The organism is Telluria sp. AC161 (assembly GCF_979258535.1).
Window position 1 is genome coordinate 3870935 of the sequence record NZ_OZ409861.1, and the last position, 10844, is coordinate 3881778.

The 10844-nt window shown below is 66.9% G+C and carries 10 protein-coding genes and 1 pseudogene; 3 read left to right on the forward strand and 8 right to left on the reverse strand.

Features of this window, described 5'->3' with window-relative positions; all coding sequences use genetic code 11:
* Positions 1–192 precede the first annotated feature (192 nt).
* The 3 genes and pseudogenes from ACZ0AJ_RS17265 to ACZ0AJ_RS17275 form a co-directional block, all read left to right on the forward strand.
* Positions 193–2223 (forward strand): annotated as a pseudogene (locus tag ACZ0AJ_RS17265) (O-linked N-acetylglucosamine transferase, SPINDLY family protein); the annotation flags it as partial.
* A gap of 138 nt (positions 2224–2361) precedes the next feature.
* Positions 2362–3540 carry a DegT/DnrJ/EryC1/StrS family aminotransferase gene (locus ACZ0AJ_RS17270; RefSeq protein ID WP_499456808.1) on the forward strand — a complete coding sequence of 393 codons (1179 nt, stop codon included), beginning with the start codon at positions 2362–2364 and terminating at the stop codon, positions 3538–3540.
* Between the two features lie 18 nt (positions 3541–3558).
* Positions 3559–4743: an FkbM family methyltransferase gene (locus ACZ0AJ_RS17275; RefSeq protein ID WP_499455724.1), complete on the forward strand. Its 1185-nt coding sequence runs from the start codon at positions 3559–3561 to the stop codon at positions 4741–4743.
* On the opposite strand, the gene ACZ0AJ_RS17280 is transcribed toward ACZ0AJ_RS17275, so the two are convergent.
* The 8 genes from ACZ0AJ_RS17280 to ACZ0AJ_RS17315 form a co-directional block, all read right to left on the reverse strand.
* Positions 4740–5378 carry a hypothetical protein gene (locus ACZ0AJ_RS17280; protein ID WP_499455734.1) on the reverse strand — a complete coding sequence of 213 codons (639 nt, stop codon included), beginning with the start codon at positions 5376–5378 and terminating at the stop codon, positions 4740–4742. The genes ACZ0AJ_RS17275 and ACZ0AJ_RS17280 overlap by 4 nt on opposite strands.
* Positions 5368–6504, reverse strand: a complete 1137-nt coding sequence (locus ACZ0AJ_RS17285; RefSeq protein WP_499455736.1) for an aromatic ring-hydroxylating oxygenase subunit alpha — start codon at positions 6502–6504, stop codon at positions 5368–5370. Before ACZ0AJ_RS17285 ends, ACZ0AJ_RS17280 begins: the two co-directional genes overlap by 11 nt.
* Before the next feature lie 11 nt (positions 6505–6515).
* On the reverse strand, positions 6516–7163 hold the full coding sequence (locus ACZ0AJ_RS17290; RefSeq protein ID WP_499455738.1) for a PglD-related sugar-binding protein: 648 nt from the start codon (positions 7161–7163) through the stop codon (positions 6516–6518).
* Complete coding sequence (locus tag ACZ0AJ_RS17295) at positions 7154–7918, reverse strand: SDR family NAD(P)-dependent oxidoreductase (protein WP_499455740.1); 765 nt, start codon at positions 7916–7918, stop codon at positions 7154–7156. Before ACZ0AJ_RS17295 ends, ACZ0AJ_RS17290 begins: the two co-directional genes overlap by 10 nt.
* Complete coding sequence (locus tag ACZ0AJ_RS17300) at positions 7915–8661, reverse strand: SDR family NAD(P)-dependent oxidoreductase (RefSeq protein WP_499455728.1); 747 nt, start codon at positions 8659–8661, stop codon at positions 7915–7917. Before ACZ0AJ_RS17300 ends, ACZ0AJ_RS17295 begins: the two co-directional genes overlap by 4 nt.
* Positions 8662–8680: 19 nt before the next feature.
* The gene (locus tag ACZ0AJ_RS17305) at positions 8681–9718 is read right to left on the reverse strand and encodes a ketoacyl-ACP synthase III (protein ID WP_499455730.1); all 1038 of its coding nucleotides are present in this window, start codon (positions 9716–9718) and stop codon (positions 8681–8683) included.
* A 4-nt stretch (positions 9719–9722) separates the two neighbouring features.
* Entirely contained in the window at positions 9723–9947 is a 225-nt protein-coding gene (locus ACZ0AJ_RS17310; protein WP_499455732.1) for an acyl carrier protein, read from the reverse strand.
* 113 nt (positions 9948–10060) lie between these two features.
* Positions 10061–10816: a substrate-binding periplasmic protein gene (locus tag ACZ0AJ_RS17315; protein WP_499455733.1), complete on the reverse strand. Its 756-nt coding sequence runs from the start codon at positions 10814–10816 to the stop codon at positions 10061–10063.
* Between the last annotated feature and the right edge of the window lie 28 nt (positions 10817–10844).

Consider the following 10844-nt stretch of genomic DNA (forward strand, 5'->3'; position numbering starts at 1 on the left):
TATCATGTGTGCATGTTACGCTCCAGAGACAGTCGCATGCGGCCGGTTCTTGACCGTGGCAAGAGCATGATCTATCGTGTTCAATGATTCTGTAGAACAATCCTGCCGGTGCTCTTCATTGCCCCTGCGCCGGTCGTCACCTCCGTGTTTCTTGTACGTTCTCTTGCTATGCAAAGGCTACCGCCCGCATCCATGGAACCACAGCACACTCCCCCCAGCGACCCGGTCCGGCAACTCGTCGATGACGCATTGCAGGCCGCCGCGCACGAAACCTCGGCCGGCCAGCCGGCGCAGGCCGAGGCGCTGTACCGCGCCGTGCTCGACCTCGCCCCCGGCCATGCCGAAGCCCATTTTGGCCTGGGCCTGCTGGCGCGCCAGGCCGGCGACCTGGCCGCCGCGATCCCGCACCTGACCCAGGCCCTGCAGGGCGCTACGGACGAAGACCGCTACTGGCTCGCCTACATCGAAGCGCTGATCGCCGCGCGCCAGTTCGCCACGGCGACCGACTTGATTGCACTCGGTCGCAGCCACGGTCTGGCCGGGCCGGAAGTCGATGCGTTCGAACAGCAACTGGCGACGACCGGCACGCCAGACCCCGAAACCATCGCCGCCGCCACTGCGCTGTTCGCATCCGGGCGCCTGGACGAAGCGGGCTATGCGGCGCAGTTTTTAACCGGGCAGTTTCCACAGCATCCGTTCGGCTACAAGCTGCTGGGCGGCATCCATCATCTGCAGGGCAATCTGCAGCAGGCGCTCGAGTCGATGCAGGTGGCCGTGCAGTACGCGCCGGACGATGCCGAGGCGCTGAGCAACCTGGGCTTGCTGCTGCGGAGCGCAGGCCGGCTGGCCGACGCGCAGGCCGTGCTCGAACGCGCCGTCGCGCTGCGGGCCGACGATGCCAACGCCCACAACCACATGGCGCTCACGCTGCTCGACGCCGGGCGCCTCAACGAAGCGCATGCCAGCGCCAGCACCGCGCTCGCGCTCGATCCGGCGCATGCGCAGGCCGGCAATACGCTCGCGATGATCCTGCAGCATCAAAGCCGCGCGCTCGAGGCGGTCGAGGCCTACCGCGGCGTGCTGGCGCGCGATCCGCATAACACCGATGCGCACAGCAATATGCTGTTCTGCATGAGCCAGGTGAGCAGCATCGGTCCCGATGCGCTGTTCGCCGCGCACCGCGCGTTCGGGCAGCAGCTCGAAGCGCGCATCGGGGCGCCGCGTGCCGCCTGGGACAACACGCCGGACCCCGAGCGCACGCTGCGCGTCGGCCTTGTCTCGGCCGACCTGCGCAACCACGCGGTGGCCGCGTTCATCGAACCGCTGCTGGCGCGCCTGGCGGGCCGGCCCGGCCTGGCGCTCTACGCCTATTACAACTATCCGGTGCACGATGCGGTCACCGCGCGCCTGCGCGGTCACATGGCGCAGTGGCGCGACGTGGCCGGCCTGGATGACAGCGCGCTGGACGCTCAGATCGTCGCCGACGGCATCGACATCCTGATCGACCTGGCCGGCCACACTGCCCACAACCGGCTGCCCGTGTTCGCGCGCAAGCCGGCGCCGCTGCAGGCGACCTGGATCGGCTACCCGGGCACCACGGGCCTGGCAGCGATGGATTACTACCTGACCGACCGCTTCATCCTGCCGGCCGGCCAGTACGACCACCTGTTCACCGAAAAACTTCTTCGCTTGCCGGTCTCGGCGCCGTTCCAGCCGGCCGCCGACGCGCCCGATGTCGTCGCGCCCCCGGCGCTGGTCTATGGGTACGTCACGTTCGGCAGCTTCAATCGCCTCAGCAAGATCAGCCGCGACGTGGTCGCCGCCTGGGCCGGCCTGCTGCGCGCCGTGCCCACTGCGCGACTGCTCGTGGCCGGCCTGCCCGATCACGGCCACGAGAGCCTGCTGCCGTGGTTCGGCGAAGAAGGCATCGCGCCGGAGCGCCTGCGCTTTCATGGCCGCACCGGCATGCACGACTATCTGGCCCTGCACAACGAGGTCGACATCTGCCTCGACACCTTCCCGTACTCGGGCGGCACGACGACGCTGCACGCGATGTGGATGGGCGTGCCCACGCTCACGCTCGCGGGCGAGACCGCCGCCGGCCGCCAGACGGCCTGCATCCTCGAACACAATGCGCTGCCGCAGTTCATCGCGCACGACGCCGCCGACTTTGCCGCAAAGGGCGCGGCCGCGTGCAGCGACCTGCCCGCACTGGCCGCGCTGCGCGCCGGCATGCGCGACCGCTTCCCGCCCACCACGTCCGGCCCCATGAACCGGATCGCCGACAGCGTCGAGCACGCGCTGCGGCTGATCTGGCGGCGCTGGTGCGCAGGCGAGCCGGCCACCAGTTTCGACGTGCCGATGCCGCCGAAGCGCAAGCCGCAGCACGAGCCACACCAAACGCTGCCTCAGCAACCAGCTAATGTGCCGGCGCCGGCCACAACCCCGCTCCGCGTCACCCAGCCGCACCTGCCGCCGCTGCACGATTTCATTCCCTACCTCGAGCAGATCTGGGAGAGCAAATTCCTGACCAACGGCGGCCAGTTCCACCAGCAGCTCGAGGCGGCGCTGTGCGATTACCTGGGCGTCGCGCATATCTCGCTGTTTGCCAATGGCACGCTGGCCCTGATGACGGCCTTGCAGGCGCTGGGCATCGAGGGCGAGGTGATCACCACGCCGTATTCGTTCGTCGCCACCAGCCACGCGTTGCTGTGGAATGGCCTGCAGCCGGTCTTCGCCGACATCGATCCGCTCACGTTCAACCTCGATCCGGCCCGCATCGAAGCGGCGATCACGCCGCACACCACGGCCATCATGCCGGTGCACTGCTACGGCATCCCGTGCGACGTGGCGGCCATCGGGCGCATCGCCCGCAAGCATGGGCTGAAGGTCATCTACGACGCGGCCCATGCCTTTGGCGTGCGCCAGGACGGCGCCAGCATCCTGCGCCACGGCGACCTGTCGGTGCTGAGTTTTCATGCGACCAAGGTATTCAATACCTTTGAAGGCGGCGCGATCATCTGCGACGACGCCGCCACCAAGCGCCACATCGATCTACTCAGGAATTTCGGCATTCAGGACGAGCAGACGGTCGTTGCGGCCGGCATCAATGGCAAGATGAACGAGGTCAGCGCCGCCTTCGGCCTGCTGCAACTGCGCGGCATCGACGCCGTGCTCGCAGGGCGCCGCCAGATTGCCGCGCACTACCGGCGCCTACTGGCGGACATTCCCGGCATCGATGCGATGCCCGACCTCGGCGACGACGCCAACAACAGCTACTTCGCGGTGCTGGTGCGCGACACCTATCCCCTCAGCCGCGATGCGCTGCACCAGAAACTGCACGACGCGGGCATCCACGCGCGCCGGTATTTCTACCCCCTGATCAGCCACTTCCCGATGTACAGCGCCATGCCGTCGGCAGCGCCTGCGAACCTGCCCCACGCCAACGTGATCGCGAATCAGGTCATCTGCCTTCCCATCTATCCGGCCCTCGCCGCGCAGGACGTCGAGCGCATCGTCGGCCTGATCGCGTCATCCTGACGAACCACAGGACACACCATGACCATCCAGCCGTTTCGCCATGCGACGCTTGCCGACTTCAACACGCTCGCCAGCCACGCCGCTACCGCCTTCGACGACCTGCATGCATTCGACGAGGTCTACTTCCTGGGCGACCATACCGGCAGCTTTGCGCTGCGCGCCAACACCATCGCCAGGTCCCTGCCCAACTTTGCCGGCATCGCCGTGTTCTCGGTCTCGCCCGAAAAACGCACCCGCATCGCGCAGCAATTGCCGCTGCGGGTCAACTGGGGGTTCATCGAGATCGCCGACCTGGTGGCGCGCGCGGCCGGCAAACGCATCGTCGTCATCGATTTCAACGACAACCTCGCCGGCAAGCAGGTCGCCGCGAAGGTCGCAGCGCAGGGCGTGCCGGTGCGCGACTGCCTGTATGCGATGCATCAGCTGGATAACGTCCACACCTACCAGACCGTGCGCCAGGAGCGCGAGCACGTGGTGGCCAACCTGGCCCAGTTCAGCGCGCTGGCGGGGCGCTTCAGCGACGACTGGTCGCGCACCACGCTGCTGGCGCGCCTGCGCGCGTTCCTGACGCTGGATCGCCACCCACTGATCGAAGTGGCCTTCCCGCTCGGTGAATTCATGAACAGCTTTTCCACCCGGGCCGGACTGAAGGTCGGCACGGACGACATTTTTATCGACGCCGGGGCGGCGCACGGCGACACGGTGGCCCACTTCTTCCATATCGCGCGTGGCCGGTACCGCGCAGTGCATGCGTTCGAGCCAGATGCAACCAACTTCGCAGCGCTGCGCAACCTGGCTGCGCACCTGCCTGACGTGCACCCGTATTTCGCCGGCCTGGGCGCAGAAGATGGCGAGGTCGATTTCTACGAAAACCCGGACAACCGTTTCGGCAGCAACTTCGCTGGCGGGGGCGTCAAGACCACGATGAAGATCATGACCGTCGACAGCGTCGTCGATGAAGCCACGGTCATGAAGATCGATGTCGAAGGCTGGGAGGCGCAAGTGCTCAAGGGCGGCGCGCGCACGATCGCCACCTGCAAGCCGGACATGACCATCTCGGCCTACCACTATGCGAAGGACATCCCGGAACTGCTGGCCACGATGGACGACATCACCCGCTACCAGCACGTGGCGCTGCGCCACTACTCATCGAGCCTGTACGACACGCAGCTGCTGTTCTCGAACCGCCAGGATTTCAGTTAGGCGCCGATGATGACGATCGGCTGGGCATGGGTCGCGTGGATGAAGGTCCTGGCGGCGATGTCCTGCTCGATGCGCCCCGCCTTGTCGACGATGGACAGCTTGCCGATCTGGCGCCCATGCCCGACGATCACGCCCAGGCCGAGCGTGACCTGGGCGCCGACGCGCGCACCGCGGCCGACCACCACGCCCTCGTCGATCCAGACCGAGTGGCCGACCGTGACGCCGCTGCCGACGATGGCGCCGGCGCCGATCACGGTGTTGAAACCAATCCGGCTGCCATGCTGGATGATCGCGCCGGCGCCGATCCAGCAGTTGTCGTCCATGCGCACGCCAGCGGCCACCAGGGCGCCCGGTTCAACCAGCGCCGGCATGGCGATGCCGCGCAGGCGCAGGCTTGCCATCAGGTCCAGGCGCATGCCGTTCAGGAAGCGCGCGTCGAGTGCGACGAAAGCGCTAGCGCCTTCGCCGTCGAGGCCATCGAGACCGTCCAGCGCTGCCGCCAGCGCCGCCTGGCCGGCAGTCGGGTCCAGTTCCAGCGGCCGCAGCTCCAGCACGGCGGCTGGCGCAACAGAGCGCCACGCCGCCAGTGCGCGCGCCAGTTCCGGCCCGTGACCGATCACGTGCTTACAAGGCAAAGTTCCCCTCCATCAGGTCCAGGTACCAGAACTCCAGGCTGGCGTTGATGTATTCGTAATCGCCCAGATGGGGCGAGCGCGCCCCCGGGTGCAGCGTGCGCTGGATCTGTTCCATCACCTCGATATCTTCGCGCATGACGACATCGGCGCCCATCATGTGCGCATGGAGCACCGCGGCCGACGACGCGTACGGCTGCTTCTTCTTCGCTGTCAGGTAGTACACCACCAGGTCGGTACGCCCGGCCGCCACCGGGATGTGGTGCTCGATGATGAAGGCATGGCCGCCATTGGCCGACGCGATGTGCAGGTTCGGGAACGCCAGCCAGTTGTAGTACCAGTCCTGGTCGCGGTAACGCTCGACGTGGGCGTGGTACGGCTCGTCCGGGGGTGCCGCCATCGGCGCATCGCGCCCGCCGCCGCTGAAGCTGCGCATCAGGCCCAATGCGCGGTTGCGGTCGGCGATGCCAGCCTGCTGCAGGCGGCGCAGGCCCGCCACGCCCTCTTCGCTGATGCTGGCCTCGAACTTGACGTCCTGGTACAGCGAGCGCGCATGCAGGTAGCGCGGGTGGTGGCCGTCGCGCAGGTTTTCGTAGGCCAGCTTCCAGTTGAAGTGGCCCTCGTAGGTCGTCATGATCACTTCGCTGTCGTAGGCCAGCGACGACGCCGTGAGCGACGCGAGCATGGCCGCGCCGAACTGCTGCCTGATCGGCAGGGGCGTTTCGGCCAGGCACACGAACACTAGGTTGCCGACGACTTCCAGCGCAAAGCGGCGCAGATGGATGCAGGCCCGCTCTTCTGGCGCGAAGCGGTACAGCGCGGCCTCGTGCGGGATGCGCGTGGCGCCCTCGCGGTCGAAACTCCAGCCGTGGTAGCCGCAAAACAGCGGCCGCACGCCATGCGGCGCGACCTGGATCGGATTTTGCCGGTGCGGGCAGATGTTTTCGAATGCGCGCAGTTCGCCATGAAAGTTCTGGACCACGACCGGGATGCCAAACAGCGTGCGCGTGATGAAGGCGTTGTGCTTGTCCAGCATGACCCTCAGGCCCACGAACTGCCACAACGGTTTGAACAGCAGTTCGCGCTCACGCGCGAACCAGGCCTCGTCGATGTACGCCTGCGGGGGCATGCGTGAGCGCATTATCTGAACCTGAAGATCTTGGCCGGGTTGCCGATCATCGTCACGCCCGGCGGCACGTCGGCCATGACGGCGGCGCCGGCGCCAATGACGGCGCCATCGCCCACCTTCACGCGCGGCAGGATGGTCGCGTGCGGGTGGATGATCACGTCGCTGCCGATCCGCGCCCCGCCGCCCACGAACACGAAACTGCCGATCGTCGTGTAGTCGCCGATCTGCACGTCGTAGCCGATCACGCTGGTGGACTGGACGAACACGAAATCGCCCAGGCGCGTGTCCACGCCCATGCGCACCTCGGGTTCGAACAGGCAGCCGGCGCCCATCTCGACACCGATCGCCTTGTGCAGGCCGGTACGCAGGCTCATGAAGGTCGCGCCCTGCGCCAGCAGCGGCGCAGCGAAACGGCGGCGCTGCGCCGGCTGGCCCAGCGCGCACAGGAATTCTTCGTGCGGGCTCGCGCGCCAGGTCAGCGGGTCGCCCAGCACCGGCAGCGGCGTGTCGGCCGCCAGGTCGCTGCGGTTGTCGAGAAAGCCGATGACGGCCCAGTCAACGCCATTGGCGACGTCGCTTTGCATGATGTTGTAGACGCTGCGCCCAAAGCCGCCGGCGCTGATGATCAATGCGTCCTTCAGGCGCGGCGTCACGTCCATGGAATGCCTCCGTCCAGGTGCAGCTGCGTGCCCGTCACCTTGCGGCTGATATCGGCCAGCAGGTAGATGGCGGCGTAGGCAACGTCTTCGGGCTTGCCCAGGCCCAGCGGGTACATTTTCGCCTTGTCGTCGAGCCAGGCGCGGTCGTCGTTGACCAGCGGCGTATCGACCAGGCCCGGCGCGATGGCGTTGGCGCGCATGGCGCGCGGTGCGATTTCCAGGGCCAGCGGCCGGATCATGCCTTCGAGCGCCGCCTTGGACGCCGAATACGGGCCCACACCGACGGTGCCGGTGTGCGCCGCAATCGACGACATGAACACCAGCGAGGCGCCGTTGCGCAGCGTCTTTTTGGCCAGCAGCTGCTGGGTGAGCATCAGCGGTGCCAGGAAGTTCGCATCGAGCACCGTCTGCATGAAGCTCTGGCGCAGCATGCGCAGTGGCGTCACGCCATGCACGCCGGCCGCGTGCACCACGCCATCGAGCTCGCCGCACGCGGCCACCAGCCGCGCCATCTGCGGCGGATCGGTCAGGTCGGCCACGCAGGCCACGTGCTTGAGCCACACGTCGAGCCCCGCGTCGAGCAAGGCAAGCGTATCGCCAAGTCGCGCCGCATCGCGACCGTTGATGACGACGCGCGCGCCGGCGCGGGCGCATTCGACGGCGACGGCGCGCCCGATGCCGCTCGACGCGCCGGTGACCAGCACGGTCTTGCCGTGCAGGTGGAATGGATGCTGGAACAGGGCGTCGTCGTTCATCGCACGTGCAGGGTCAGGCCCGAATCGATGACCAGGGAAGTTCGTGATACCCAGCGGCTGGCCGGCGCCAGCAGCCAGGCGATGGCGCCGGCCACGTCGTCCGGTTCGATCATGCCCAGTGGCGCAAGGGCTGCCTTGTCGCCCGTGCTCATCACGTTTTGCAGGCCGTCGAGCATCGGCGTGGCGACGTAGCCGGGCGAGACGCAGTTGGCGCGCACGCCCTGCTTCGCGTGTTCGACCGCGATGGTGCGCACGGTGGCGGTCAGCGCCGCCTTGGCGCCGGAATAGATGCCGGTGGCGTGCGGCGCGACGTGTTCGGCCACCGCCGTCACGTACACGAGCGACGCATTGGCCGCGACCTTGCGCCTGGCCAGCAAGGCTTGCGTGAGCAGTACGGGCGCGTCGTAGTTCACGGCAAACAGCTGGTCGAGATGGCGCTGGGTCACCATGCGCATCGGCGCGAGCTGCGCGGCGCCGGCGCTGAACACGCAGCCGTCCAGGCTGGGCGCAGCATCGACGAGCGCCTGGCGCGCGGCCGGATCGGTCAGGTCGCCGATGATGGCCTGGTGGTCTGCGCCGGCCAGGCCAGCCACGACGCGTGCCAGGCGCTCGTGATCGCGGCCGCAGGCGAGAATGCGCGCGCCCATGGCTGCGCACAGGCGGGCCGTGGCTTCGCCGATGCCCGACGACGCGCCGGTGATCAGGATTGTCCGGCCCGCGAGGCTGAACGGCGATGCATTCATGATCGGCTCATGATTCGGCTCATGACTCGACCAGCGCCGGGAACACCGCGCGGTCGATGTCGACGATGCAGCTGCCCCACGACAGGCCGATGCCAAAGCCCGACATCAAGACCTTGTGCTTGCCGCCCTGCAGGGCCTCGCGCAGGCGCGCCGTCATCGTCACGGGGATCGAGGCCCCGCTGGTATTGCCGAAGTCGTGCAGCGTCGACGGCACCTTCTCGACCGGCAGGCCAAGCTTCTTGCGGATGGTGTCGTTGATCATCCGGTTCGCCTGGTGGAAGACGAAGTAGTCGATAGCGTCGATCGGGCATTCGGCATACGCCAGCAGATCGCGCACGGCGGGCGGCACGCGCTGCGTCGAGAAGCTCAGCACCGCCGGGCCGTCGAGCACCAGCGCGGCCGGACTGCGCAGGATTCCGTCCTCGTCCTTGTACGGCAGCAGATGCTGCGGGCCGATCGGCTCGCGATGCCCGCCCGCCGGCAGCATGATGGCGCGGTAGCCGCTGCCGTCGCTATTGAGGTCAAAGTACATTGGCGGCGCCGCCGGATCGTATTCGAGCGCGGTGGCCGTGCCCGCATCGGAGAACAGCGGCTCGACCACGGTGGCAGCCTTGTCGCCCACCAGCAGCAGCGCCTTCTTGATGCCGCCCGAGGCCATCATCGCGCCCAGCACGTGCAGGCCGAAGGCATAGGCCGAACAACCCAGGTTGATGTCGAAGGCGATCGTGCCGGGCTTGAGGCCCAGGCGGTCCTGCAGGATGATCGCAGTAGCGGGGATCAGGTAGTCGGGCGACTGGGTGATGACGATCAGCGCGTCGATCTCGTCCTTGTTCCACTGCAGCTCAACCAGCAGGCGCTCGCTGGCGTCGAACGCCAGGTCGGAGAAGGTTTGCCATTCGGGGCAGATGCGGCGCGTCTCGATGCCGATATTGCGCACCACGCGTTCGCGCGCGCTCTTGATCTGCGGCGGGCAGTCGTGCAGGTTGGACAGGACACGCCGTGGCACGCAGGACGCCATGCCGGCGTAACGGACATTGCGGATGGTCGCCTGGGCCATGGTGTCAGGCGATCAGTTTGTAGACGTCGCTCACGAGCTGGCACTCGACCAGATCCTTACCGGTGATCGCCTTGTCGTACTCCATGTCGAACATGATGATTACGCCCAGCGCCGCCAGCGAATCCCATTCGGGCAGTGCCTTGAGATTGGTGTCGCCGGTGAGGTCCACGGCGTCCTGGAAGTCGACCGCGCTCTTGAATTTTTCGACGAATTGCTGGAGTGTGTCCATTGCATCCTCGTGAAATCGTGTACTTGCGAAAAGTAGTAGTAACGCTGTTGCACAAGACAAGTTCGCTGATTGACGACAATCATGAATCACTATAAGTCAAACCAACGGCTCTGTCACCGTGCACTGGCACGCCGTTCGTAGCGCCGCTCGATGGCGCTTGCCGTGCCGTCGCGCTCGATCGTTTCAAACTCCGCATTCAAGCGCTTGACCAGCGCGTCGGGCACGGCCCGGTTGCAGGCCAGGTAGACGGCGACCCGGTTGAACACGAACACCGGCACGATCTGCTTGTCCCAGCCATTCCTGACCAGCACGTCACTGCCCGCGCGCCAGCTGGCGGCCCACAGGTCGATGCGGCCCTGCAGCAGCTTGGGCGGATTGAGCATGTCATGGGGCGACGTATCGACGACAAGGCCCCGGCTGCGCAGATAAGTGTCACGCGCGTCGCCGGCATAGGTGCCGATGCGCAGGCCGCGCGCATCTTCCAGGTTCGTAATGCGCCAGGCCCGGTCGGCGCGCCCCATCAGGACCCACTGCGCCTCGTCGGTCGGCCCGATCCATTTGAACAAGGCTTCCCGTTCCGGTGTGCGGGTGGCGGAGTACACGCAGCCGTTGGCCTGCTGCAGCGCCGCCGCGTACGCGCGCTTCCAGGGCAGCAGCGTGATGTCGTGGGTGACCCCGGCGCGTTCCATGACAACCCGGATCTTGTCGGTGGCAATGCCGACCACGCGCCCGTCTTCGAGCATGCTTGACGGCGCCGAGCTCTCGGTGGTGATCGACAGGTAGGGAACGGCCGGCGGGGCCGCCTTTGTCATTGCCGACAGGCTGCCCGACAGGATGACAAGGCCAATGCAGAGTTGCCGAAATCGCATTTGATTCTCTTGGATAACCGCCATGGGC

Bases quoted from the DNA above. Each gene is read 5' to 3' on its own strand.
- ACZ0AJ_RS17270 (WP_499456808.1), top strand. From the start codon at position 2,362: ATGCCGCCGAAGCGCAAGCCGCAGCACGAGCCACACCAAACGCTGCCT.
- ACZ0AJ_RS17275 (WP_499455724.1), top strand. From the start codon at position 3,559: ATGACCATCCAGCCGTTTCGCCATGCGACGCTTGCCGACTTCAACACG.
- ACZ0AJ_RS17285 (WP_499455736.1), bottom strand. From the start codon at position 6,504: ATGCCCCCGCAGGCGTACATCGACGAGGCCTGGTTCGCGCGTGAGCGC.
- ACZ0AJ_RS17290 (WP_499455738.1), bottom strand. From the start codon at position 7,163: ATGGACGTGACGCCGCGCCTGAAGGACGCATTGATCATCAGCGCCGGC.
- ACZ0AJ_RS17295 (WP_499455740.1), bottom strand. From the start codon at position 7,918: ATGAACGACGACGCCCTGTTCCAGCATCCATTCCACCTGCACGGCAAG.
- ACZ0AJ_RS17300 (WP_499455728.1), bottom strand. From the start codon at position 8,661: ATGAATGCATCGCCGTTCAGCCTCGCGGGCCGGACAATCCTGATCACC.
- ACZ0AJ_RS17305 (WP_499455730.1), bottom strand. From the start codon at position 9,718: ATGGCCCAGGCGACCATCCGCAATGTCCGTTACGCCGGCATGGCGTCC.
- ACZ0AJ_RS17310 (WP_499455732.1), bottom strand. From the start codon at position 9,947: ATGGACACACTCCAGCAATTCGTCGAAAAATTCAAGAGCGCGGTCGAC.
- ACZ0AJ_RS17315 (WP_499455733.1), bottom strand. From the start codon at position 10,816: ATGCGATTTCGGCAACTCTGCATTGGCCTTGTCATCCTGTCGGGCAGC.